The organism is Streptomyces sp. NPDC094143, assembly GCF_040303825.1.
GTDB lineage: Bacteria > Actinomycetota > Actinomycetes > Streptomycetales > Streptomycetaceae > Streptomyces.
The window spans coordinates 25,618-49,589 of record NZ_JBEOTZ010000005.1 but is presented as its reverse complement, the minus strand read 5'-3'; the positions used below and the strand labels follow the sequence as shown (position 1 = coordinate 49,589).

The following is a 23,972-nucleotide window of genomic DNA, read 5'->3' as shown; positions in this document are numbered from 1 at the left end:
GCTGGAGGGCCCGTTCGGGCGGGTGCCACCGAGGTGCTGCCGGTACCGCAGCGCCGGCATGCCGGTGCCGTGCCGCGGGCCGGGGCCCGCGGCGGTCACCGCGCGTGCGCCTGCCTGGCGTCGGAGGTTGCGGGGTCGTTGCCGGACGCCCCGGAGAGGTGACCCCGGCGGCGCCACTCCTGGGCGAGCAGCTCGTAGGAGCGGACCCGGTCCGCGTGCCCGTGCGTGATCGTCGTGATCAGCAACTCGTCGGCTCCGGTGGCCTCCTGGAGTTGCTCCAACTGGTCCGCGACCCGGCTCGGTGAGCCCACGAACCGGGTGTCGACGCGGTCCTGTACGAGCGCGCGGTCCTCGTCGCTCCACGCGTGGGCGCGCGCCTCGGCGGGCGTCGGGTAGGGGATGGCGCCCTCGGCGGTGCGGATGCTGCGGACCCACAGGCCGTAACCGGTGGCCAGCTCCTGGGCGGTCGCGTCGTCCCCGGCGACGACCACGTCGGCGGAGACGCTGACGTACGGCCGGTCGAGGAACTCGGAGGGCTTGAAGAAGGAGCGGTAGCCGTCCACCGCTTCCAGGACCGTGGCGGGGCTGACGTGGTAGTTCGCGGTGAACCGCAGGCCGCGGGCGCCCGCGACCTCGGCGCTCGTGCCGCCGCTGCTGCCCAGGATCCACACGTCGACATCGGCTCCCTCCCCCGGCACGACGTGCGCCTCGACGCCCTCCGGGGAGCGGTAGGTGCCGGCCAGCAGGGCGAGGACGTCGTCGATCTGCTCGGCGTAGTCCTGCGGCTCGGCGTTCGGCAGCAGGAGCAGTTTGCGCTGCAGGGCGACGCGGGGCGAACCGAGCAGGTGCGTGAAGGAGAAGCGGGGCGGGATGAGCAGGCCGTTCGGGGCGCGGCCGGCGGCCGGCGGTTCCTCCGGGACGGTCGCGCTCTCCCCCGGCGGGCGGCCGCCGGAGCGGCCCAGGCCCAGGTCGAGGCGGCCGGGGTGGAGGGCGTCGATCAGGCCGAACTCCTCGACGGTGGACAGGGCGGTGCGGTGACCGAGCTGCACGGCGCCTGAGCCGAGCCGGATCGTGGAGGTGGCCGCGGCGGTCAGGGCCAGGACGACCGCCGGGGACGTGCCCGCGACACCCGGGTTGAGGTGGTGTTCGGCGAACCAGTAGCGGGCGTAGCCGAGCCGTTCGGCGTGCCGGGCGAGGTCGATGGAGTGGTGCAGGGCGTCCGCCGCCGTGGATCCGGAGGAGACGGGAACCAGGTCGAGGACGCCGAGGGGGATGTCAGGCATGGGCCAGCCCTTCTTCGGTACGAGCGGTCGGTGATGCCGGCAGGACCGGGGCCCACGCGAACGGCGGGTCCGGGATGTTCTCGCGCAGCACCGGCGCCACCGCCGACTGGAACAGCTCCAGCGAGTGGCGGTGCTGCGCGTCGGTGAGGCCGCCGGCGTCCGCGTGGACGTGGAGCACCGTGTGCCCGAACCGCTCGTGGTAGCGGTGCACCTTGTCGATGACCTGCTCGGGGCTGCCGATCAGCGCGGAGCTGCGCTCGGCGAAGTCCTCCAGGGTCTCGAACACCACGGGCAGTCCGGCCTGCCGGGCGAAGGCCAGGTTGGCCTCGAAGACCGGCCGGTAGGCGGCGAGGGCCTGCTGGGAGGTCGGGGCCACGTGGATGCCGGCGGTGCCGGCGCCGATGGCGATGCGGGCCGGGTCGTGGCCGTAGTGCGCCCAGCGTTCGCGGTAGTGGCGGATCAGCTCCGCGTACGGCTCGATGGGGTGGGTGACGTTCGCGGAGAACAGCGGGTCACCGTGGCGGGCGGCCAGGTCGACGGACTCCTTGCTGGTGGCGCTGCCGTGCCAGACGCGTACGGGCTGCTGGTAGGGGCGGGGCCGGACCTCGGCGTCCGTCAGCGGCGGGCGGAAACGGGTCGCCGCGGTCACCCTGTCCTCGCGCCACAGGCGCCGGAAGACCTCGTAGCTCTCGGCGTTGCGGTCCCACTGGTCCTCCGGTGTGACGTGGAACAGCTCGCGCTGGGCGGTGCCGTTGCCCTTGCCGATGATCAGGTCCAGCCGGCCCTCGGAGAGGTGGTCGAGGGTGGCGTAGTCCTCGTAGGCGCGCACCGGGTCGAGCAGGCTCAGGGTGGTCACGGCGGTGAAGAGGCGGATGCGCCGGGTGAGCGCCGCGACGTGGCTGAGGACGACGGTCGGGGAGGAGGACAGGAACGGCCGCTCGTGCCGCTCCCCCACACCGAAGCCGTCGAAGCCCAGCTCCTCGGCGAGCAGGGCGTTGCCGAGGACCTCCCGGAAGCGGTCGTGGGTGGGTTCGAGGACTTCGGTGACCGGGTCCGGGCGGTGCACGATCAGGGTGATGGCGATGAACTTCACGACGCCACCCGCTCGGCGCGGATGCCGTCCGGGTGGGCCAGGCCGAGGTGGTCGCGCAGGGTCGTGCCCTCGTACTCCGTGCGGAACACGCCCCTCTCCTGCAGCAGCGGGACGACCTTGTCGGCGAACTCGTCCAGGCCGGTCGGGGTGAGGTGCGGCACGAGGATGAAGCCGTCGCTCGCGTCGGTCTGGACGAAGTGGTCGATGGTCCGGGCGAGGGTGGCCGGGGAGCCGACGAAGTTCTGCCGGTTGCCGGTGTGGATGACCAGGTCGCGGATGGACCACTTGTTGGCCGCGGCCAGTTCGCGCCATTCGCGGGCGGTGGCCAGCGGGTCCCGGTACATCCGGACCTGGGCGCGGCCCTGGGAGATGTGCTCCTCGCCGACGTCCGGGTCGATGTCGGGGAGCGGGCCGTCGGGGTCGTACGCCGACAGGTCCCGGTTCCAGACGAACTCCAGGTGCCGGAGGGCGGTGGCTCCGCTGACCTGCTGCCGGCGCACCTCGCGGGCGAGCTCCTCGGCCTCGGCGTCGGTGTCGGCGAGGGCGAAGGTCGCGGCGGGCAGGATGAGCAGCTGGTCGCGGGTGCGGCCGTACTTGGCCAGGCGGTTCTTGACGTCGGTGTAGAAGGCGCGGCCCGCTTCGAGGGTGCCGTGCCGGCTGAAGATGGCGTCGGCCTCGGCGGCGGCGAACTCGCGGCCCTCCTCCGAGTCCCCGGCCTGGAAGATGACGGGGCGGCCCTGGGGTGAGCGGGGGACGTTGAACCGGCCGTGGATGCCGAAGTGCCGGCCGGTGTGCGCGAAGGCACCGGCTTTGGCGTCCGACAGGAACCGCCCGGCCTCCTGGTCGGCGAGGATCTCGTCACCGCGCCAGGAGTCGAAGAGCTCGTTGGCCGTCGCCAGGAACTCCTTGGCGCGGGAGTAGCGCTCCTGCTGCGGCAGGAATCCGCCGCGGCGGAAGTTCTCGCCGGTGAAGGCGTCCCAGGAGGTGACGACGTTCCAGGCCGCGCGGCCGCCGGAGAGGTGGTCGAGGCTGGCGAACTGGCGGGCGACCTCGTAGGGCTCGTTGAAGGTGGAGTTGATGGTGCCGGTCAGGCCGAGGTGCTCGGTGACGGCGGCGAGCGCGGCGAGGACGGTGAACGTGTCGGGGCGGCCGACGACGTCCAGGTCGTAGATCTTTCCGCCCTGTTCGCGCAGCCGGAGTCCCTCGGCGAGGAAGAGGAAGTCGAATCTGGCGCGTTCGGCGGTGCGCGCGAAGTGCGCGAAGGAGCCGAACTCGATGTGGCTTCCGGCCCGCGGGTCGCTCCAGACGGTGGTGTTGTTGACGCCGGGGAAGTGCGCGGCCAGGTGGATCTGCTTCAGGGGTTTGGTCATCGGTCCGGGTCCTTCCGGCTCAGACGGCGGCGTAGCGGTTGGCGGGGCGGGCCAGGCCCAGCAGGCCGCGCAGGGTGCCGGCCTCGTAGGCGCGGCGGAAGGCGCCGCGGCGCTGCAGCTCGGGGACGAGACCGCGGGTGATCGCCGGCAGGTCGTGTCCGGCCACGGCGGGCCACAGCCGGAACCCGGACAGCCCGCCGCCGCTCAACTCCTGCAGTAGGTCAGCCAGTTGGGAGGGGGTGCCGGTGAAGACGAGCGCGTCGCCGGTGAACAGCTCTCCCGCGAGCGCGTCCAGCCGTTCCCGGCGCGCCCGCGCGGTGGCCGGGTCGTCGTCGAGGAAGACGACGAGGTCGCCGAAGACGTGCAGGGGCTCGGACGTCCGCCCGGCGGCGTCCTGCTCGGCGCGGATCCGGTCGACGATGTCGCGGGCCTCGCCGGCGTCGCGCGGGGTGACGTAACCGACGTCGGCGGCACGGCCCACGAACCGGTACGGGACGGTGTCGTGGGCGAGGGCGCTGACGATCGGCTGGCCCTGCGGCGGCCGGGGCGTGATGGAAGGTCCCCGGACGCTGAAGTGCCGGCCCTCGAAGTCGATGTAGTGCAGCTTGTCGCGGTCGATGAAGCGGCCCGTGGTGACGTCCCGGATCTCGGCGTCGTCCTCCCAGCTGTCCCAGAGGCGGCGGACGACCTCGACGTAGTCGGCGGCCTCGTCGAACAGGTCGGTCACCGTGGCCCGGGCGTCCGGGCTGTCGTACGCCTCGATGCGAGGGACGGTGCGGCGGCCGAAGTGGGCGGCCTCGTTCGGGCGTGCGGTGATCTGCACCCTGAGGCCGGCCCGGCCGGTGCTGACGTAGTCGAGGGTGGCGATCGCCTTGGAGATGTGGAAGGGCTCGGTGTGCGTGGCGACGACGGTCGGCACGAGGCCGATGTGCCGGGTCAGCGGCGCGACGCGGGAGGCGATGAGGACGGCGTCGAGGCGGCCGCGCACCTGGTCGGTGCGCTCGTCCGGGTCGAAGGGGTGGGAGGACTGGGGGCCGAGTCCGTCCTCGATGGTGACGAAGTCGAGCAGTCCGTGTTCCGCCTCGGTCACGAGGTCGGCCCAGTAGGCGGCGGTGAACAGCTCCCCCGGCCGGGCGCCCGGCTCGCGCCAGGAGGCGGGGTGCCGGCCGGTGCCGTCCAGGGCGACGGCGAGGTGCAGCGGGGAGGGAGGGGTCGAGGACATGAGGAGCCTTCCTGCGGGGGTCGCCTACTGGTTGGTCCTGGGCAGGCCCGGCGGGTTGATCTCGGACTCGGTGACGGCCTCGTCGGACAGGCCCCAGCGCTGGAGCACCTTCGCGTACGTGCCGTTTTCGATGAGGTGGTTGAGGGCGTCCGCGAGCGGCTCGACCAGGCCGCTGTCCTTCCTCGTGGTGGCGGCGATGAGCCCCTGGAGGGTGGCGCCGGCGCCGGAGTAGGTGCCGACGACCTCGGTCCTGCCGGTGGTGGCCGCGTGATAGGCGGCGGTCGGGTTGGGGCCGAGGTAGAGGTCGATGCGGCCGGACTGGAGGGCGAGGTAGGTGTCGCTGTCGTTCTGGTAGTACTTGATGTCCACCGCTTCGCGGCCGGCCTTCTCGTTCTCCTTGCTCCACTCCACCAGGAGCTTCTCCTGGTTGGTGCCGCTGCCGACGGCGACCGTCCGGCCCGCCAGGTCCTCGGGGCCGGTGACCTTCAGGCCGCTGCCCTTCCTCGCCTCGAAGCCCAGGTTGTCCTCGCGGTAGGTGGCGAAGTCGTACTTCTCCTTGCGCTCCTCGGTGACGGTGATGTTGCTCAGGCCGGCGTCGTACTTGCCGCTGTCGAGGCCGACGAAGATGTTCTCCCAGGAGACGGTGGAGATGTGCGGCTTCAGGCCGAGGACGTCGGCGACGAGGTGGGCGAGGTCGGGTTCCACGCCGATGACGGTCTTGTTGTCGGTGGCGTGGAAGGTGAGCGGGGCGGCGGAGCCGGCGGAGGCGACGAGTTCCAGCGTGCCTCTGTCGCGGATCCGCTGCGGGACCTCGGCGGCGATGGAGTCGACCTTGCCGGTCCTGATGCGCTTCTGGTCCGGGCTGGTGTTGATCCTGACCGTGCTCTTGCCGCCGGGTGTGGCCGCGACCTCGGTCGTGCCGCCTTCCGAGGGGTTGGCGCAGCCGGCGAGGACGAGGGCGGTGGCGAGTCCGGCGGCTGCCGCGGTGGTGGTGCGGCGGACGGTGAGGGTGAGGGCCACGGTGGTGCTCCTTGCGTGCGGGACGGGAAGGGGGTCAGAGGACCTTGGAGAGGAAGGCGCGGGTGCGTTCGTGCCGCGGGGTGTCGAGGACGGCCGAGGGCGGGCCCTGTTCGACGACGACGCCGTCGTCCATGAAGACCACGGTGTCGGCGACCTCGCGGGCGAAGCCGATCTCGTGGGTGACGACGAGCATGGTGGTGCCGGTACGGGCCAGGTCCTTGATGACGTCGAGGACTTCGCCGACCAGCTCCGGGTCGAGCGCCGAGGTGGGCTCGTCGAAGAGCAGCACCTTCGGTTCGAGGGCGAGCGCGCGGGCGATCGCCACGCGCTGCTGCTGGCCGCCGGAGAGCTGCCGCGGGTAGGCACCTGCCTTGTCCGCGAGCCCGACCCGGTCCAGCAGCCGGCGGGCCGTCTCCTCGGCCTCCTTGCGGGGGCGGCGCAGGGCGGAGACCGGCGCCTCGACGAGATTGTCCAGCACGGTCAGATGAGGGAAGAGGTTGAAGTTCTGGAAGACGAACCCGATGTGGGTGCGCTGCCTGAGGACGTCCTTCTCCTTCAGCTCGTGCAGCTTGTTCCCCGAGCGGCGGTAGCCGATGAGTTCGCCGTCGATGCTGATCCAGCCGCGGTTGACCTTCTCCAGGTGGTTGATGGTGCGCAGCAGCGTGGACTTGCCGGAGCCCGACGGGCCGAGGATGACGGTGACCTCGCCGGCCCGGACCCGCAGGTCGACGCCGCGCAGCACCTCCAGCGGGCCGAAGCTCTTGTGGACGCCGTGGACGTCCACCATGACCTGGCTCATCGGCTCTCTCCCAGGGGTCCGAGGGCTTTCAGCGGGACGACGGGCCGGTCGCGCCGGGCGGCGGCCGCCCGCAGGGTGCGCACGAAGCGCCGGGCGCGCTGGAGCGGTGTCGGGGGCGGGGTGCGGTCGGCGCCCCTGGCGTAGCGGCGTTCCACGTAGTACTGGGCGACCGACAGCAGGGAGGTCAGCACCACGTACCAGGCGGTGGCGACCAGCAGCAGCGGGATCACCCGGCCGTTGCGGCCGTAGATGACCTGCACCTGATAGAACAGCTCGCCGATGGACATCACGTAGACCACCGAGGTGCCCTTGAGCAGGCCGATGATCTCGTTGCCGGCCGTGGGCAGGATGGCGCGCATGGCCTGGGGCAGCACGATGCGCCGGATCTGCCGCAGCCGGGGGATGCCCAGCGCGGCGGCGGCCTCCAGCTGGCCGTGGTCGACGGAGATGACCCCGCCGCGGACGATCTCGGCGGCGTACGCGGCCTGATGCAGCGTCAGCCCGATGACGGCGGCGCCGATGGTGCCGATGAGGCTGTTGCTGTCGACCGACCAGAACACCGGCCCGAAGGGGATCCCGACGCCCAACTCCTCGTACAGGGCGCTCAGGTTGAACCAGAAGACCAGCTGCACGATCATCGGGATCGAGCGGAAGATCCAGATGTACGTCCAGGCGACGGTCTGCAGCACCGGGCTGCGGGACAGCCGCATGAAGGCCAGCACGGTGCCCAGGAGGAAGCCGAGGACGGTGGCGTAGGCGGTGAGCTGGAGGGTGACCCAGACCGCCTGCACGATGGTCTCGGACAGGACGTAGTCGCGGAAGACGCTCCATTCCCATACGGGGTTGGTGGCCAGTCCGTGCACGAACTGGGCGACCAGCACCGCCACGGCGGCAGCCGCGGCCCAGCGGGCGTAGTGGCGGGCGGGGACGACGTGCAGGGAAGCCGGATCGTCAGGGGCGGGCGGGGCGTCGGGGCGGACGCCCGCGGTGGCCGCGCCGGGGGGTGCGGCGCCTGTGGTGGATGCCATCGTGGTGTTCCTGATCGACTCTTATGCGTGCTCGGGCGGGTTGATCCGCGACGTCTCGATCGCGGAGTCGGAGGTGCCCCACTTCTTCAGGATCCGGGCGTACGTGCCGTCCTTGATCAGCTCGTTGACGGCGGCCCGGAAGGCCTTGGTGAGCGGGGAGCCCTTCTTGAAGGCGAAACCGACGTCGAGGCGGTGGTACTCGCCGAGGAACGTGGTCCGCGCGGCGGGCTGCGAGGCCTGGTACCGCAGGCCGTTGATGGTCGACATGATCACGTCGATGCGGCCCTGCTGGAGTGCGGTGAGGGTCGCCGCGTTCTCCGAGTACACCTTCACGTCGTAGGGCTTCTTCCCGGCCTTGGCGCACACCCCCTTGTGTGCGGTGAGGGTCGTCTCGAAGGTGGTGCCGGCGCCGGTGCCGACGGTCAGTCCGCACAGCTGGGTGAGGTCGGTGACCTTCTTCAGCGCGGTGTCGCCCTTCCTCACGGCGAAGCCCTGGCCGTCGTTGACGTAGGTGACGAAGTCGATGGTTCTCAGCCGCTCGGTGGTGACACCGAAGTTGCCGGTGCCGACGTCGTACTTGCCACTGCCGAGGGCGGGCAGGATCGTCTCGAAGGAGGCGTCCTGGCGCTGCAGGCGCACGCCGAGGACCTTGGCGACGGCGTCGGTGAGGTCGATGTCCTGGCCCGCGGGCGCCTCGTCCGGCCCGTTCGGGTAGTACGCCCCGGGCGGGAAGCCGATGGAACTGCCCACCCGCAGCGTGCCCGACCGGCGGACGTCGGCGGGCAGCAGGGCGGCGACGGCGTCCACCTTGCGCACGGAGGCGACCGGGTCGCCGGTGGGTGCCGGAGAGACCTGGGCGCCGACGGCCGCGGTGCCGCCGTCACCGGAGCCGCACGCGGTGAGCGCGAGCAGCGGCAGCAGCGCGAGGGCGGCGATGCCGCGCAGCCGGCCGCTCAGAGCGGGGACGTTCACAGGTCGGTGGCCTTTCCGGTGGGTGCGGTGACGGGCAGGTGCTTCTCGAACGGCAGCGGGCCGATGGTCTCCGGGTCGGCGGCGGTGTCGAACAGCGGTGTGTAGCCGGTGGCGAGGTACAGACCTCGCGCCTCGGGCTGGCGGGGCCCGGTGGTCAGGTAGAGGCGCCGGTAGCCGCGGGCGGCGGCCTCGTGTTCCAGCTCGTCGAGCACGCGCCGGGCGAGCCCGCGCCGGCGGTGCGCGGAGTGGGTCCAGATCCGTTTCAGCTCGGCGGTGGTGGCGTCGTAGCGGCGGAAGGCACCGCCCGCGACGGGGTTGCCGTGTTCCAGCAGCAGCAGGAGGAGACCGCCGTGCGGCGGGGTGAACTCCTCGTCGGGGTATCGGGAGATCTCGGTGTGCGCGTCCCTGCCGTAGCGCGTCGCGTACTCGTGGCCGAGTTCGCGCAGCAGGGGTCTGACCCGGCGGTCGGAGACCGGGACGTGCACGACGGCCAGGTCCGCCGCACGGGACGGTGTGGGGGCCACGGAGGTCACGCGCCCACCACCCCCGCCCGGCTCCGCTCCGCGCCCGCGGCCCGCCCGGCGTCGCGCTTGGCGACCTCCTCGCGCACGATCGGGATCACGTACCGGCCGAAGTCGACGGCGTCGTCCAGCAGGTCGTAGCCGCGGGCGGAGAGGATGTCGACGCCGAGGTCGTAGTAGTCGAGGAGGGCCTGCGCGACCGTCTCCGGGGTGCCGACCAGGGCGTTGGAGTTGCCCGCGCCGCCGGTCGCGGCGGCCGTGGGGGTCCACAGGGCACGGTCGTAGCGCTCCCCCGCCTCGGCGATTGCGACCAGCCGTTGCGAGCCGGTGTTCTGCGGGGCGCCGGTGCGGTGGCGGCGCTTGAGCCCGGCCGCGCCCTGCTCCCGGATGGCGCCGAGGGTGCGGTGTGCCTTCTCCCAGGCCAGTTCCTCGGTGGGGGCGATGATTGGGCGGAACGCCACCTGGATGCGCGGCACGTCGGTGCGGCCGGCGGCCCGCGCCGCGGCCTTGACGGCCTCGATCTGCTCGGCGGTCCTCTCCAGCGGCTCGCCCCACAGGCAGTAGATGTCGGCCTCGGCACCGCCGGCGGCGTACGCGGCGGGCGACGAACCGCCGAACGAGACCTTCGGGCGCGGCTGTTGGACAGGGAGGACATCGCTGACGAAGTCGTGGAAGCGGTAGTGCTCGCCCTCGTGGTCGAAGGGTTCGCGCGTGGTCCAGATCTTCTTGACGATCCGGATGTACTCACGGGTGCGGGCGTAGCGCTCGTCCTTGGTGAGGGTGTCGCCCTCGCGGGCCTGTTCGTGGTCGTTGCCGCCGGTGATGAAGTGGACGGTCAGCCGGCCCTCGCTGATCTGGTCGAGGGTGGCGAAGGTCTTCGCGGCGAAGGTCGGGTACGAGACGTTGGGCCGGTGGGCGAGGAGGATCTGCAGCCGGTCCAGCCTGCTCGCGACGTACGCGGCGGCGGGTGCCGGGTCGGGCGAGCCGGAGCCGTAGGCGAACAGCACCCGGTCCCAGCCGTGGTCCTCATGGGCCCGGGCGAGCCGGAGCGTGTACTCCTTGTCGAAGGCGGCGCCGGAGCGCGGGGTGGTCTCGGAGCCGTCGTTGGTGGCGGCGATGCCGAGGAATTCCACGGGCATGACAGTGACCCTTTCGGGAGCGACCGCACGCGGGCATGGCGGAACCGCCCTGCGTGAGTGCAGAGATGACTGACCGTCAGAAAAGGGTGTGGGTGTGACGACGCCGTGCGTCGGGAGAAGCTGGGGTGCGGCAGCGCGCGCAAGGAGCGGAACTCGGCCCGCGACGGGGTCACCGAGGGAGGGAAGGGCCGGTCAGACGGCCCGCTGCCGAGTCAGGCGCAACACGCCGCGGACCACACCCGACCGAAGTCGATGTGGTCGCGCGAGACCAAGCGCTGCTGGGCATTCATGCGATTAATTGAGCAGTACAACGTGCTTCCCGTCAAGCAGCGCCCGGATGCCGGACCGCCTGATCCGGTCCGGCCACGCGCTGTTGACACATCCGTGCCGCGGAACCGTACGATCGTCGGCGGACGGCTCCGCCTCGCGCGGCGGTCGCTCCGGCCGCGTTGAGGGACGCGGCGCTCGTGACGACGCGGATTCCCGGCCGCGCGCCGTGCCCGCGCAGCGGTGGTGCCGCTGCGCCGCACCACGCGCCCACCGGGTGGTCACCCACGCCTGCGACTCCCTCCCCCGGAAGAGCCTCCTCATGGTCACACCGTCCGACGTCACGTCCGCCCCCGCCACGACACCGCCGCAGCGCACCGGCGTCTCCGCCTCCGGCCTTCCGCGGATCGTGCCGCGCCGGCACCCCGGCCGCTGGGTCACCGCTGCGGCCGCGCTGCTCGTGTCCGCCATGGTGCTCCACTCCGTCGTCCGCAACGAGGCGTTCCAATGGGCCGTGGTGGGGCGGTACTTCACGACCCCTGCGGTGCTCGACGGGCTGCTGCTGACTTTGTGGCTGACCGGCGCGGTCATGGTGCTGGGCTTCCTGCTGGGCACCCTGCTGGCGGTGCTGCGCCTGTCGGGCAACCCGGTGCTGCGCACGCTGAGCTGGGGTTACGTGTGGATCTTCCGTTCCACTCCCCTGCTGGTGCAGCTGCTGTTCTGGTTCAACATCGGCGCCCTCTACCCGACGCTGGGGCTCGGCATCCCGTTCGGCCCGGAGTTCGTCACCGTCAAGACGGTCGACCTGCTCGGTCCGACCCTGACCGCCGTCATCGGCCTGACCCTGCACGAGAGCGCCTACGCCGCCGAAGTGGTGCGGGGCGGCATCCTCTCCGTCGACTCCGGCCAGACCGAGGCCGCGCAGGCGCTGGGCCTGAGCAGGCGCCGCACGCTGCGCCGCGTCGTCATCCCCCAGGCGATGCGCTCCATCGTGCCCACCGCTGGGAACATGCTGATCGGCACCCTGAAGGGCACCAGCATCGTCAGCGTGCTGGCCGTGCACGACCTGCTGTACTCCACGCAGCTGATCTACAACCAGACGTACCAGGTCATCCCGTTGCTCATGGTCGCCACACTCTGGTACATCGCGGTCACCAGTGTGCTCAGCGTGGGTCAGTACCACGTCGAGCGGTACTACGCGCGGGGCGACTCCCACGCCCTGCCGCCCACTCCGCTGCAGCGGTCGCGGCGCCGGCTCTCCGCCGTGCGCACCCGCCTGAGCGCGGCGACGGCCGCCGACGCCCGCCCCGCGATCGGCGGTGACCGGTGAGCGGGTACCAGGGAGGCGGAGGGCCGGTTCACCCTTGAGGTCAAGCGCCTCTCCCGCAGGCCGGGCCGGGCCGCGACTCGTCGAATGCGCTCAGCGGGGCACCCGGGCCGTCAGAGGGAAGGAGCCGAGATGAGCAGCCCAGACCGTGATCTGTCCTCTCCGCTGGAACAAGTCACCGGAGAGAAGGACGTCCACCCCGAGGAAGAAGGGACACAGCCCGGCGACCGCGCCGCCGAGAGCGACGACGGCCGAACGGAAGACGCCCCGCCGGAGGCCGCCGGGGACGCGGAAGCTCCCTGAGACCGCCGGCGTCGGGGCGGGACGCCACACCGGGCGTCCCGCCCCGGCTCGTGAGCGATCAGACACCGGCTCGCGTGCGATCAGACACCGGCTCGCGCGCGTTCAGGCCCGGCTCGCGCGCGTTCGGAGACGGCGGGTGCCCGCGGGCACGGCCGGTCAGGTCGGCGGCGCCATCGGCCGCCCGGACTCGGCCGGGCGTGACGGAGACGTCCGAGGGACGCCGTGGACGGTACCGACCGGCATCTCGCCGTACCCGGTGCGCAAGGGGGCCTCGCCGCGCACGCCCCCCGGCGACGCGGCAGCCGTCCTCCCGGCTGCGGACCTCCGCCGCGGATGCGTCGCCGCACCGCACGACACGCCCCGCACCGGCCCGCCCTGATCGCCCGCGCCCGCGCCCGCCCGCGCCGTGACCCCATTCACGGCGACCGGCTCCCGTTCCGTGCCAGGATGGCCCGAGGCATGCGGCCCCCCTGCGGCGACGGGGCGTGACGACGATCGCCACTCAAGGGCGGCCACCATGGGTAAGCGAAAATTACGAGACAGAAACGATCAGTAGCCGGAAATTCCCTCACCTGTCCTAGGAACAACAATGATCATCCCGCTTAGGAATCAGGCGGCCGATGAACACCGTCCCCTTGCCGTCGGGTCCGTCGACCCCCGCCCCACGCGTTAGGAGACACACCGTGCTCCAGCTCATCGAACGCGACGGGGATCTGGCGGTGGCCGCTCTCGTGGACGACGTCGACTTCTTCACCAGCTCCGACCTGCGCACCGCCGGCCATCGACTGCTGGACGACGGCTGCCGCTACCTCGTCCTGGACACCTCACCGCTCAGCTTCATCGACTCCAGCGGCATCACCGTCCTGCTGGCCTTGTGGCAGCGGCTGCACACCGCGGACGGCGCTCTGGTCCTTGCCGTGCCCGACGAAGGCCTGCGCCGGCGGATGGACGTGCTCGGCCTGGACACCGTCCTGACCATCACGCCGGCACTCGGGGAAGCCGTCACCCGTGCCCGGCGGCTCAGGGCGGGGACCCACTCCCCCGGCCGGCGGCTCGCGGCCGAGTCGGAAAGCGCCTGACGCGTCCCGGCCATGCGCGAGGTGAGGGACGCCCTGCCCGAAAGTCATCGGGCCGTCGCGAGCGATGCCACCCGGCGCACGCTCATCGACCCGGAGACCGCCCTGCTCTCCCGCGCGATCGTCTCCCGCTACTCCCGCTACTCCCGGTCGCCCTGAGCCTCGCGCGACGGCGGGAGACCCCGCCCCGGAGCCGACGGCCCGCCTCGCGCGCCGGGGGCTTCGTCACGGCCACGGGAGCGGAACGTACGGCGGTAGGTGTCGGGTGGCACGCCGACCGTGCGGTTGAAGTGCCGGCGCAGGGTGGTGGCGGTGCCCATGCCGGTGGCCGTCGCGATGGTGTCGACGGTGTCGTCCGTCGTCTCCAGCAACACCTGCGCGTGCCGGATGCGCTGGGTCAGCAGCCACTTCAGCGGACTGGTGCCCGTCACCGCCTTGAAGTGGCGGCCCAGATGGCGCGAGCTCATCCCGGCCCGGCGCGCCAGGTCCTCCACGGTGAGCGGGCGGTCCAGCCGCTGGATCACCCAGGGGAGGAGTTCGGCGAGCGGGTGGTTGTCCGGGGCCGGGACGGGGGTGGTCACGAACTGGGCCTGGCCGCCGTCCCGGTGAGGCGGTACGACCAGACGCCGGGCCAGCGTGTTGGCGACCGACGAGCCGTGGTCGAGGCGGACCAGGTGCAGGCACAGGTCCATGGCAGCGGCCTTGCCGGCCGAGGTGAGCACGCTGCCCTCGTCCACGTACAGGACGTCCGGGTCCACCTTCACCCGGGGGTGGCGCCGGACCAGTTCCCCGGTGTGTGCCCAATGCGTGGTCGCGCGCCTGCCGTCCAGCAGTCCCGCGGCGGCCAGCACGAAGGCGCCCGTGCACAGGGAGGCCACGCGGGCGCCCGCCTCGTGGGCCGCCCGCACCGCCTCGACCAGTTCGGCGGGCGGGTCGTGGTCGATGTCGGCCCAGCCGGGGACGATGACAGTGTCGGCGTGGACGAGACGGTCCAGCCCGTGGTCGGGCTCCAGGCGGAAACGCCCGGCCCGCACGGCGCCCGGCCCGCAGATCGACAGGCGGTACCAGGAACCGTCCGCGCCGGTCACACCGGCTCCGAAGACCTCGCAGGCGAGGGCCAGTTCGAAGTGCAGCATGCCGTCGGTGACGGCCAGCGCGACAGTGGTCATGTCCGGAAGTGTATGGGGTGTGGCGTTCCGGACACTCCTGGTGGGCGACCGGGCTTGGCCAGGATGGGGGGTGCCGAAGACCGGCGGATCAGTCGAGTGCAGGGGGAAGTCATGGGATCGGGCCAGATGGTGGCGGTGTTCGGCGCGTACGGGCACACCGGGCGTTTCGTGGTCGCGGAGTTGCGCGAGCGGGGGTTCGTCCCGGTTCTCTCCGGCCGCGACGCCGGGCGGCTCGGGGCGCTGGCGCACGAGACCGGGCTGGAGGCCCGCGCTGCCTCCGCCGACGACGCGGCCTCGCTCGACCGGGCGCTGGCCGGCACCGCCGCCGTGATCAACTGCGCGGGGCCCTTCGCCGCGACGGCCGCCCCGGTGATCGAGGCGGCCCTGCGCGCCGGGATCCCCTACCTGGACGTGGCCGCCGAGATCGAGGCCAACCTCGACACGTTCGCGCACTTCGCGGAGCGGGCCCGGGACGCGAAGGCGGTCGTCGTCCCGGCGATGGCCTTCTTCGGCGGCCTCGGCGACCTGCTGGCCACCGCCGCGATGGGCGACTGGGCCTCGGCGGACGAGGCGCACATCGCCTACGGGCTGAACAGCTGGCACCCCACCGAGGGCACCCGCACGTCGGGGGCGGTCTCCCGACGGCGCCGCGACGGCCGGCGGATCCGCTACAGCGGCGGACGCCTGGAGTACCGCGAGGACGCCCCGCCGACCCTGGAGTGGGCCTTCCCGCGGCCGATGGGCCCGCGTGCCGTCATCGGGGAGTTCACGATGGCCGACGTCGTCACCATCCCCAGCCATCTGGCGATCCCCGCCGTGAGCACCTACATGACGGTCGAGGCGGCCCGCGACATCGCGGCCCCGGACACCCCGGCGCCGGCCCCGGCCGACGAGCACGGGCGGTCCGCTCAGACCTTCCTGGTCGACGTCGTCGTCCGCGCGGGCGGTGCCGAACGGCGTGCCGTGGCCCGTGGCCGGGACATCTACGCCGTCACCGCGCCCCTCGTCGTGGAGGCCCTCGACCGTGTGCTCACTGGACGGACCCGTGCGGTCGGTGTCGTCTGTGCCGGGGAGGTCTTCGACGCGCCCGACTTCCTGCGCGCGCTGTCCCGGCACATCGAGGTGGACCTGCCCCGGTAGGGCGTTCACACCGCATGGCGAGCGCCCGGCCGGTGCGTGCCGGCCGGGCGCCCATCGTGTGCCGTGCCGCTCCTCGCGCGGCGGCGGCTCAGTGGGTCAGCGGGTCAATTGGTCGGAGTAGCTGAAGTCACCCACCGTCCATGCGCTGACGTCGTCGATCGCGACGCGGTACATTCCGCCCGTTTCCGGGATGCCCACGGCGCCCTGAAGGATCCGGGCGACATGGAAGTGCAGATGTGTGGGCGGCCCGTCCTTCTTCTCGGAGACCTCGAAAGCAGCGGAGAACTCGCCCAGATGGGCGGAGTCCGTCAGCACCTCCGACACCCGCTGCCTCCACACGGCTTCGGGGGCCAGGCGACCGGTGATGACGGCACCGCCGGTGACCACCGTCAGGGACATCTGATTGCTCTGCCCGGACTCCACGAGGGAGGCGATGGCAACGATCAGCTCGTCAGGCTTCGACATGGGATCGAATCTTATGCACTCGCCGGCACGGGCGGCTCGGGCCCCCGCACTGCGGGGCCCATCGAGTCGCGCATGTGACCCGAGTCACCGCCGGCCGGGCAGCACACCGCCGCTCGTCCCCGGAGAGGGCGACTCCCCGGAACACGGTCACGGCAACGCATCCTCCGGTTCGGCTGAACCCGGATCCGCGGAACTCCGCAGGCCCTGGTCACCGGCCGATCGCACGGCACACCTCCGCCACCAGGACGTCGGCGTCGTCGAGCACGGCGACGAGTGTGTCCGGTGTGGTGCCGGGCGACGCGAACAGGGCATGCGCGCGCCCGGCGAAGTCGGCAGGGGCGGCGGCGAGTCCTCCCGCGGCGCCGACCGCCCCCTTCTCGTTGAGCACCCAGCGCCCGGCATGGGCGTGCAGGGCGTGGACGAGCAGTCCGACCGCCCGGAAGAGGCAGCCGGTCACGTAGAAGACGTCGCCGCGGGCCGCTCCCTTGCGGGCGGCGGCCAGGATGAACGGCGCCTCCCAGCGCGCGTTGCCGATGAGCGCGTCGCGCAGCGGCTCGGGGTAGAGCCGGGTCTGCTCCTGCAGGGCCCGCAGCTCGCCGCGGGGGTCGGCGAGGATCCGCCCGAGGGCCACCTCGCCGGCGTAGGCGTGGGAGTACACCCCCAGGGGGTGGCCGGGCTGGGCACCGATCTCGAAGTGCCCGGCGCGGCACTCACGCCAGACGCGGTGGACGCGGTCGAGGTCCCGGTAGATCCAGTCGACGCGACGGCCGTCGACGGTCAGCCAGCCGCCGCCGTCCACCCAGGGGCCCCAGCCGCCCGGTTCGGTCACCTCCGTCGGTTCGCCGGTCAGCTCGGCGGCGAGCGCGCGCAGGGCGGCCGTGTCCAGGGGTGGCCGGTAGTACAGGCCCAGGTCGAAGTCGGAATCGGGCCGGTGCGTTCCGCTCGCCCGACTGCCGCCCAGGCACACCGCGACGACACCGGCGACCCCGGTCAGCCGTCGCGCGATCTCCGTCAATCTCTCCACGTCCCACAGGTAGCAAAGGTGGAGCGGCGCCCGCGACCGGATTACCGCCCCGCGCGCGGCCGGCCCGCCCCGCGCGCGGCCGGCCCGGCCCGGCGACCGGCCGGAGAACGGCGAGCGCGACGCCGGCTCGGGGTGTGGGATCGAGGACGTGAGACCTGGCCGGGCGCGCCGGGATCCGACCGGCTGAGCGCGGTGGTGGGCGTGCCGGCGCCATGGAGGTCGTACGGACCGCCCACCGCCGTGACCGGGACGCGCTGGGCGGCGGCGGTGCACAGGGTGCGTTCCACCGGCTGTCTCGCGCACAGCGCGCGGGCGGCCGCCGCGCTCGCGGCGCGTCAGGGACGGTGGCGCAGGTCGGGGTTGCCCGGGGAGCGGCCGGTGAGGTTGGTGATCAACTCGGTGCACAGGTCACGGAGTTTGATGTTCCGGTGCTGCGAGGCGGAGCGCAGGATGGCGAAGGCCTCGTCCGCGGTGCAGCCGCGCTGACCCATGACCACTCCCATGGCCTGGTCGATGACGCCGCGGGACTGCATGGCCCGCTGCATCTGCTCGGCGAACGCCTCCGCGTCGGCGATGCGCTGCGCCAGGGCGATCGCCCCGGTGGCCTGCGCGGCCAGGGAACGCAGTGCGCCCAGATCCGCGTCGTCGAACGCGTGGGCCGGGCCGCCGTAGAGGTTCAGCGCCCCGACGGTATGCGTCCGGGCGGCGATCGGCAGGGAGACGGAGGAGCGGATCCCGCAGGCCGCCGCGTAGGCCGGGTAGTCGCCCCAGCGCTTCTCCGTGAGCATGTCCCGGACGAAGATTTCCTCGCCGGTACGGGCGGCCTGGAGACATGGGCCGTCGTCCTGGCCGTACTGCCTCTCGTCCAGTTTGGGGGCCGGCGGTCCCGCGCTGGCCACGGTGACGGGCCGGTGATCGCGCTCGACCGTCACGCCGGTTCCCTCGGCCGGGGAGAGCTTTAGCGCTGCCTCGGCCAGGGACTGCAGGAAGTCCTCCAGCGAATCCGTCTCCAGGAGCCACTCCATGACGGAAGCGCTCGCGGAGGCGTTGTCGTGTGCGTTGTCAGAGGTCACAGCGTGCTCCTCCAGGTGGCCGGCGGCCCCCTCGTAGGCGTCGTGCCGTGGGCCAGGCCTCTCCGACCACCCTACGCCCCGCTCGCGCAGCCGCCCGGATCGCGGCACCCGGCACACTGCCGCCTCGCGTGCCGCCCGGCGGTCACGTAGGTCGCCACGTCGCTACGGCGTTCGAGTACCTCGCCGACGGCCGCAACGCTCCGCAGTTCAGCCCGCGGGTGCAGCGGATCGAGCGGGTGCCCGGCACCCCGACCGACGTCGGAACGCTGTTCCGCAGCGCTCGGTGCCGTGCTCGGTGCCGTGCTCGGTGCCGTGCTCGGCGGGCTTGCCGGGTGCGGTGTGCGGCCGCGTACATGCGGTCCTCGATCTCTCGGCCACCGGGCGGCAGTAGACGTGGGCGAACGGCCGCTGTGCGTCGACACGGACGACGAGGCCGGGAAACGGTGGAACGCCATCGCGGGGCTGTGGGCCGCGGGCCGTGGCCACCGGGCCGTCCCGGTGCGGGCTTGGCTCCGGCGGCCGCGGGGGTCTTCCCGCGGCCGCCGTGCGGGGGGCCTTCCGGTCATGAGGTCCGGGAGGCGAGGTACTCCTTGACGCCCGGCGCGGTGTGCGCGTCCTCCACGTTCACCGCCGCGCCGACCGCCTTGGCGTCCGGCTTGTGCACGTACGTCGAGGTGCTCGCCGGCTGCGCCTTGTCGGAGAAGTTCTGCGCGGTGCCGAGGCCGACGTCGACCGCGGACTGGGAGCGGTGGGCCTTGACCACGTCCTCGCGGGCGAGGCTGCCGTTCTCGCAGGCCTTCTTCAGGTCGTTGCCGGTCAGCTGCGCCGCGTTGTAGCCGGACAGCACGCCGGAGTCGACGAGGGAGCCCGGGTACTTCTTCTGGTAGGAGGCGACCATCTTGCGCACCCCGGGCAGGTCGGAGCTGACCGCGGGCGCGGCACTGACCACGTTGAGCAGGGCGGTGAGGGCGGGGGCGGCCGGCGTCTTCATCAGCTGCGGGGCGTAGCCGGGGGCGCTGCTGACGACGGGCACCTTCAGGCCGCGTGAGGCCGCGACTCCGACCAGGGACGCGGTCTGGGCCGGTCCGGCGCTGATCAGGATCGCCTTCACGCCCTCCTTGCGCAGCGCGGAGACCTGCGCGGACAGATCGGTGTCCGTTGCCTTGATCTTCTGTCCCACGACCTTCAGGCCGGCCTTCTTCCCGGCCCACTGCGCGCCTTCGAGCGCGTTCGCGCCGTAGTCGCCCTCGAAGTAGACGTGACCGATCGTGTCGCCCTTCTTCAGACCCTTGGCGCGGGTGAGGAAGTCGACCGCGGCGATCATGTCGATGTCGTAGGTGGTGCCCAGGACCTGGACGGCGTCCCGGCCGAGCAGGGAGGCGGCCCAGGCCTGCGGGAAGGTGAGCACCTTGTCCCGCTCGATGTCGTCGAGCAGCGCGGCCATCACGGGCGAGCCGATGACCTGGGGCAGCGCCACGACATCCGTGGACAGGTCGGCGTAGGCGGTGACGGCCTTCTGGACGTCGTAGCCGTGGTCCTTGACGACGATCTCGACGCGCCGGTCGCAGATCCCGCCGCGGGCGTTGACCTCGTCCGCCCACATCTGCTGGGCCTGCACGATGCTCTTGCCGAGGGTGGCGTAGGGGCCGGTGAGGTCCGTGAGGGCGCCGAGCCTGATGACCTTGTCGGTCACGCCTGGCCCGGCCTTGACGCCGTCGGCGCCGTCGCCGGTGCTCTTGGCGGAGTCCGCCTTGGAGCTGCATCCGGTCGCGGCGAGCAGCAGGGCCGCGAGGGCCGCGGCCAGGAGCGTCCTGGGGCGTACGCGGGGCGTGTGGTGGTGCGTGGAGGTCACGGGGTGGGCTCCTTGGCTCGTGCGGACGGCGCGGGTGAAGGTGTCGGCGAGGTGCCGGCCGTGGGGGGTGGGGCGGGCCGGCGGCTCACGCGGGCGCGCAGACGGCGGACCAGGCCGTGCAGCCCGTCGGGGGCGAACAGCAGGATCAGGACGATGGCCGCTCCGTACAGGTAGCGGGCGGCCTCGGTGGGGCCGACCGTGCCGCCGGTGGTGCCGGGGGCGGTCACGAGGGGGAGCTGGTCGGCGTAGCGGGTCATCAGCAGGGGCAGCGCGGTGACGAAGACGGCGCCGGCGGTGGCTCCGGCGACCGAACCCAGGCCGCCGATGACAATCATGGCGAGATAGTCGACCGACAGCACGAGGCCGAAGTAGTCGGGCACCACGCGGCGGAACGAGAGGGCGATCATCACCCCGGCGAGGCCGGCGTACATCGACGAGACGACGAAGGCGGCCGAGCGGTAGCGGGAGACGTCCACGCCCATGACGGCGGCGGCGGTCTCGCTGTCGCGCAGGGCCACCAGCGCGCGTCCGGGACGGCCCCGGAGCAGCCCGCGGGCGGTGAACCAGGTGACCGCGAACAGGGCGAGCCCCAGGTACCACAGCCGCTCCTCGGCGCCGAACGGCACGCCCAGCAGGGTCAGTTCGGAGTCGGCGGAGAAGGAGAAGCCGCCCAGTTCCAGCGGCGGCACGGAGCGGCCGTTGAATCCGCCGGTGACGGAGTCCGCCGTGAGCAGCACGTGGTGGCCGATGAAGACCAGGGCCAGGGTGGCGACGCCGAGGTAGACACCGCGCACCCGGCCGGCGACGGGACTGAACAGTCCGCCGGCCGCTCCGGCGAGCAGGACGGCGAGCACGGCGGCCACGGCGGTCGGCAGCCCCGGCCCGGGCTCACCGGCCAGCCAGACGTAGCCGTAGGCGCCGACGGCGAGGAAGAAGGCGTGGCCGAGGGAGAGCTGGCCCGCCGTGCCGGACAGCAGGCCGAGGCCGACCGCGCCGACGGCGGCCGCCATCGAGAACAGGCCGATGCGCAGCCAGAACGCGTCCAGGTAGAAGGGCAGCGCACACAGGACGACGACGGCCGCGACGGTCCAGCCGAGGCGTGCGGCACCGGTACGGGTTCCGGGGAGCCGGTCAGACACGGACCGCCGCCTTCCCGCCGAACAGGCCCGTGGGCCGCACCAGCAGCACCAGCACCATCACCGCGTAGGGGGCGACGTCGCCGAAGCCCTCCCCGAGGACGTGCAGATCGGACTGGTAGCCGGCGACGAGCGCCTCCGTCATGCCGATCAGCAGGCTGCCCGCGAGGGCGCCGGGCGGCGAGGCCATGCCGCCGAGGATCGCCGCCGGGAACGCCTTGAGGGCGATCTGGCCGGTGGTGCGTTCCAGGCCGGGCGCGGGGAACGCGGCGAGGAAGACCGCCGCCAGGGCCGCGAGCGCTCCGGCCAGGCACCAGGCGAGCATGCGGATGCGCACCAGCCGTACGCCCATCAGGGCGGCCGCCTCGACGTCCTCGGCCGAGGCGCGCAGGGACAGGCCCCATGAGGTGTACCGGAAGAGGGCGAAGACACCGGCGATGACCAGGGCGGAGACGACGATCGCGGCGATGCGGCTGTCCGCGACGGTCACCGGCCCCAGCCCGCTGACCGAGTCGCCCCAGGGGTCGCCGAGGGAGAGCAGGTCGCCGCCGATGCGCCGTGACAGGTCGGTGAGGATGAGGATGTCGACGCCGATGGTGACGATGGTCTGCACGTGGGCGGTGTGCGGGTCCGCCCGGCCGCCGGCCTGGAGCAGGAAGCGGTCCATGGCGCCGGCCACGGCCGCGGTCACCAGGACGGACAGGGCCAGGGCGCCGGCGAAGCCGAGGTCGTCGTGGAGGACGGCGGTGAGGTAGCCGCCGAGCAGGAGCAGCGAACCGTGGGCGAAGTTCATCACGCCGGAGGCCTTGAAGATGATGACGAAGCCGAGGGCGACCAGGGCGTAGACCGCGCCGAGGGCGAGTCCGTTGAAGACGTTGTCCAGGAAGGTCGTCATGCCGCGTCCTCCGTTGCCGCGCCGGTGCCGAGGTAGGCGCGGAGCACCTCCGGGTCGCGGCGGACCTGGTCCGGCGTGCCGTGGGCGATGGCGCGGCCGAAGTCGAGGACGGTGACCTCGTCGGCGAGCCGCATCACCAGGCCCATGTCGTGCTCCACCAGCACGACGGACAGGCCGAGTTCGGCGCGTACGGCGTGCACGACCTCCACCGTGCGGGCGCGTTCGGCCGCGTTCATCCCGGCGACCGGCTCGTCGAGCAGCAGGACGCTGGGCTCCAGGCAGAGGGCGCGGGCGAACTCCACGCGCTTGCGGTCGCCGTAGGAGAGGAGGGCCACGGGGTGGTCGAAGTGCGCGCTTAGGCCGGTGAGTTCGGCGATCTCGCGGGCCCGGTCGAGGTGGGCGCGCTGTTCGCGCCGCGCGTGCGGCAGGCGCAGGGCGCTGGCGGTGAAGCCGGCCCGGGACAGGGCGTGGCGGCCGAGCATCAGGTTGTCGGCGACCGTGCCCTGCGTGGTGACGATGTTCTGGAAGGTGCGGGCGACGCCGAGGGCGGCGATGCGGTGCGGGGCGAGACGGGTGAGGTCGGCGTCGCCGAGGCGTACGGTGCCGGCGGCCGGGCGGCACAGCCCCGACAGGACGTTGAAGCAGGTGGACTTGCCCGCCCCGTTGGGCCCGATGAGCGCGTGGACGGAGCCCGGGGCGACGGTGAAGGACACCGTGTCCAGGGCGGTGAGCCCGGCGAACCGGACGGTCACGTCCGTCACGGTGAGTTCGGGTGGTGCGGTGGCGCGGACGGTCACGCGGCTCCCTGCCCCTCGGTTCTTCCGGCGGTCCGCGCGGTGTCGGTGCCTTCGGTGGTCACGGGTGTATCGGTGGTGGTGGTCGCGGTGCCTTCGGTGGTCTCGCCCAGGTACAGCCGCTTCACGGCGTCCGTGCGGGCGAGTTCGCCGGCCGGACCGGAGAGCCGGACCTCACCGACCTCCAGGACGTGGGCGGTGTCGGCGAGGGACAGCGCCATGCCGGCGTTCTGCTCGACGAGCAGGACCGCGGTGCCCTGGGCGTTGATCTCGCGGACGACCTCGGCGATCCGGTGGACCATCTGCGGGGCGAGGCCCAGGGAGGGTTCGTCGAGCAGCAGCAGGCGCGGCGCGGCCATCAGGGCCCGGCCGATGGCGAGCATCTGCTGCTCACCGCCGGAGAGCAGTCCGGCGGCCTGCCGGGTGCGTTCGCCGAGGCGCGGGAAGAGCGTGAAGACCCGGTCGCGGGCCTGCGCGACCTGGTCCGGGCGGCGCCGTCCGAGGCCGAGGCCGCCGGTGCGCAGGTTCTCGTCGACGGTGAGGCCGGCGAAGACCCGGCGCCCCTCGGGCACCTGGACGACTCCGGCGCGCACCGCGGCGACCGGGTCGCGTCCGTCGAGTTCCGTGCCGCCGTAGCGGATACGCCCGGCCGTGATCGCGCCGCGGTGCAGGCGCAGGGTGCCCGACACCGCCCGCAGCAGGGTCGTCTTGCCCGCGCCGTTGGCGCCGAGGAGGGCGACGACCGTTCCGTGCGGGACGGTCAGGGTCACGGAGCGAAGGGCGGACACGGCGCGGCCGTAGGTCACGTCGAGGCCCTCGACACACAGGGCGGGCTCTTCGTCCGGTGGTGCTTCGGGCATCACGGCTCCTCGGGTCCGTGCCGTCGGGCACGGCTGCTTCGGGGGAAGGGCAGCCCACGACAGCACGGGCGCGGACGCGCGGTACAGGTGTTCGGGCCGGGTGGCTGCGCGGTCCCAACGCGGGTCGGCGCGGACTGTGCGGCT

General features: G+C 72.7%; 24 protein-coding genes. 5 read left to right on the top strand and 19 right to left on the bottom strand.

What is annotated here, in order from left to right; genetic code table 11:
• Positions 1-95 precede the first annotated feature (95 nt).
• Genes ABTZ58_RS08280 through ABTZ58_RS08235 form a run of 10 tightly spaced genes read right to left on the bottom strand, consistent with a single transcriptional unit; the run spans position 96 to position 10,447 of the window.
• Positions 96-1,283 carry an LLM class flavin-dependent oxidoreductase gene (locus tag ABTZ58_RS08280; protein ID WP_351351987.1) on the bottom strand — a complete coding sequence of 396 codons (1,188 nt, stop codon included), beginning with the start codon at positions 1,281-1,283 and terminating at the stop codon, positions 96-98.
• Positions 1,276-2,376: an LLM class flavin-dependent oxidoreductase gene (locus ABTZ58_RS08275; protein ID WP_351351984.1), complete on the bottom strand. Its 1,101-nt coding sequence runs from the start codon at positions 2,374-2,376 to the stop codon at positions 1,276-1,278. Before ABTZ58_RS08275 ends, ABTZ58_RS08280 begins: the two co-directional genes overlap by 8 nt.
• The gene (locus ABTZ58_RS08270) at positions 2,373-3,746 is read right to left on the bottom strand and encodes an NtaA/DmoA family FMN-dependent monooxygenase (RefSeq protein WP_351351981.1); all 1,374 of its coding nucleotides are present in this window, start codon (positions 3,744-3,746) and stop codon (positions 2,373-2,375) included. Before ABTZ58_RS08270 ends, ABTZ58_RS08275 begins: the two co-directional genes overlap by 4 nt.
• A 19-nt stretch (positions 3,747-3,765) precedes the next feature.
• Entirely contained in the window at positions 3,766-4,968 is a 1,203-nt protein-coding gene (locus tag ABTZ58_RS08265; protein WP_351351978.1) for an LLM class flavin-dependent oxidoreductase, read from the bottom strand.
• A 24-nt stretch (positions 4,969-4,992) separates the two neighbouring features.
• Positions 4,993-5,988, bottom strand: coding sequence for an ABC transporter substrate-binding protein (locus ABTZ58_RS08260; RefSeq protein ID WP_351351975.1), 996 nt, complete (start codon positions 5,986-5,988; stop codon positions 4,993-4,995).
• Positions 5,989-6,022: 34 nt separating this feature from the next.
• A complete protein-coding gene (locus ABTZ58_RS08255) occupies positions 6,023-6,787 on the bottom strand; it encodes an amino acid ABC transporter ATP-binding protein (RefSeq protein ID WP_351351972.1) in 765 nt (254 codons plus the stop codon).
• Positions 6,784-7,815 carry an amino acid ABC transporter permease gene (locus tag ABTZ58_RS08250; RefSeq protein ID WP_351351969.1) on the bottom strand — a complete coding sequence of 344 codons (1,032 nt, stop codon included), beginning with the start codon at positions 7,813-7,815 and terminating at the stop codon, positions 6,784-6,786. The genes ABTZ58_RS08255 and ABTZ58_RS08250 overlap by 4 nt, the downstream gene beginning before the upstream one ends.
• Positions 7,816-7,836: 21 nt before the next feature.
• Positions 7,837-8,787 carry an ABC transporter substrate-binding protein gene (locus ABTZ58_RS08245; RefSeq protein WP_351351966.1) on the bottom strand — a complete coding sequence of 317 codons (951 nt, stop codon included), beginning with the start codon at positions 8,785-8,787 and terminating at the stop codon, positions 7,837-7,839.
• A complete protein-coding gene (locus ABTZ58_RS08240) occupies positions 8,784-9,320 on the bottom strand; it encodes a GNAT family N-acetyltransferase (protein WP_351351963.1) in 537 nt (178 codons plus the stop codon). Before ABTZ58_RS08240 ends, ABTZ58_RS08245 begins: the two co-directional genes overlap by 4 nt.
• Positions 9,317-10,447 (bottom strand): LLM class flavin-dependent oxidoreductase, encoded by a 1,131-nt coding sequence (locus ABTZ58_RS08235; protein ID WP_351351960.1) that lies wholly within the window; start codon positions 10,445-10,447, stop codon positions 9,317-9,319. Before ABTZ58_RS08235 ends, ABTZ58_RS08240 begins: the two co-directional genes overlap by 4 nt.
• Before the next feature lie 589 nt (positions 10,448-11,036).
• On the opposite strand from ABTZ58_RS08235, the gene ABTZ58_RS08230 reads away from it, so the two are divergent.
• The 4 genes from ABTZ58_RS08230 to ABTZ58_RS08215 all read left to right on the top strand — a co-directional run bounded on the left by ABTZ58_RS08230 (position 11,037) and on the right by ABTZ58_RS08215 (position 13,579).
• Entirely contained in the window at positions 11,037-12,044 is a 1,008-nt protein-coding gene (locus ABTZ58_RS08230) for an amino acid ABC transporter permease (RefSeq protein WP_351351957.1), read from the top strand.
• Between the two features lie 129 nt (positions 12,045-12,173).
• The gene (locus ABTZ58_RS08225; protein WP_351351954.1) at positions 12,174-12,344 is read left to right on the top strand and encodes a hypothetical protein; all 171 of its coding nucleotides are present in this window, start codon (positions 12,174-12,176) and stop codon (positions 12,342-12,344) included.
• 683 nt (positions 12,345-13,027) lie between these two features.
• Positions 13,028-13,423 carry an STAS domain-containing protein gene (locus tag ABTZ58_RS08220; protein WP_351351952.1) on the top strand — a complete coding sequence of 132 codons (396 nt, stop codon included), beginning with the start codon at positions 13,028-13,030 and terminating at the stop codon, positions 13,421-13,423.
• Positions 13,424-13,435: 12 nt separating this feature from the next.
• Positions 13,436-13,579, top strand: coding sequence for a hypothetical protein (locus ABTZ58_RS08215; RefSeq protein WP_502996032.1), 144 nt, complete (start codon positions 13,436-13,438; stop codon positions 13,577-13,579).
• On the opposite strand, the gene ABTZ58_RS08210 is transcribed toward ABTZ58_RS08215, so the two are convergent.
• Positions 13,561-14,589: a helix-turn-helix domain-containing protein gene (locus tag ABTZ58_RS08210; RefSeq protein ID WP_351351950.1), complete on the bottom strand. Its 1,029-nt coding sequence runs from the start codon at positions 14,587-14,589 to the stop codon at positions 13,561-13,563. The two genes, ABTZ58_RS08215 and ABTZ58_RS08210, sit on opposite strands and share 19 nt — an antisense overlap.
• 111 nt (positions 14,590-14,700) lie before the next feature.
• Here ABTZ58_RS08210 and ABTZ58_RS08205 point away from each other — a divergent pair, with 111 nt between their 5' ends.
• A complete protein-coding gene (locus ABTZ58_RS08205; protein WP_351351948.1) occupies positions 14,701-15,729 on the top strand; it encodes a saccharopine dehydrogenase NADP-binding domain-containing protein in 1,029 nt (342 codons plus the stop codon).
• A 96-nt stretch (positions 15,730-15,825) separates the two neighbouring features.
• Here ABTZ58_RS08205 and ABTZ58_RS08200 read toward each other — a convergent pair whose 3' ends face one another.
• From ABTZ58_RS08200 to ABTZ58_RS08165, 8 genes are all read right to left on the bottom strand, one after another.
• Complete coding sequence (locus tag ABTZ58_RS08200) at positions 15,826-16,194, bottom strand: GvpU-like protein (protein ID WP_351351945.1); 369 nt, start codon at positions 16,192-16,194, stop codon at positions 15,826-15,828.
• 208 nt (positions 16,195-16,402) lie between these two features.
• Positions 16,403-17,218 (bottom strand): nucleotidyltransferase domain-containing protein, encoded by an 816-nt coding sequence (locus tag ABTZ58_RS08195; RefSeq protein ID WP_351351942.1) that lies wholly within the window; start codon positions 17,216-17,218, stop codon positions 16,403-16,405.
• Positions 17,219-17,553: 335 nt separating this feature from the next.
• A complete protein-coding gene (locus ABTZ58_RS08190) occupies positions 17,554-18,291 on the bottom strand; it encodes a GAF and ANTAR domain-containing protein (RefSeq protein ID WP_502996031.1) in 738 nt (245 codons plus the stop codon).
• A 562-nt stretch (positions 18,292-18,853) separates the two neighbouring features.
• Positions 18,854-20,143 carry an ABC transporter substrate-binding protein gene (locus tag ABTZ58_RS08185; protein WP_502996030.1) on the bottom strand — a complete coding sequence of 430 codons (1,290 nt, stop codon included), beginning with the start codon at positions 20,141-20,143 and terminating at the stop codon, positions 18,854-18,856.
• A complete protein-coding gene (locus ABTZ58_RS08180; protein ID WP_502996029.1) occupies positions 20,140-21,282 on the bottom strand; it encodes a branched-chain amino acid ABC transporter permease in 1,143 nt (380 codons plus the stop codon). Before ABTZ58_RS08180 ends, ABTZ58_RS08185 begins: the two co-directional genes overlap by 4 nt.
• Entirely contained in the window at positions 21,275-22,174 is a 900-nt protein-coding gene (locus ABTZ58_RS08175) for a branched-chain amino acid ABC transporter permease (RefSeq protein ID WP_351351939.1), read from the bottom strand. The genes ABTZ58_RS08180 and ABTZ58_RS08175 overlap by 8 nt, the downstream gene beginning before the upstream one ends.
• Positions 22,171-22,971, bottom strand: a complete 801-nt coding sequence (locus ABTZ58_RS08170) for an ABC transporter ATP-binding protein (RefSeq protein ID WP_351351936.1) — start codon at positions 22,969-22,971, stop codon at positions 22,171-22,173. The genes ABTZ58_RS08175 and ABTZ58_RS08170 overlap by 4 nt, the downstream gene beginning before the upstream one ends.
• A complete protein-coding gene (locus ABTZ58_RS08165) occupies positions 22,968-23,828 on the bottom strand; it encodes an ABC transporter ATP-binding protein (RefSeq protein ID WP_351351933.1) in 861 nt (286 codons plus the stop codon). The genes ABTZ58_RS08170 and ABTZ58_RS08165 overlap by 4 nt, the downstream gene beginning before the upstream one ends.
• Positions 23,829-23,972 lie beyond the last annotated feature (144 nt).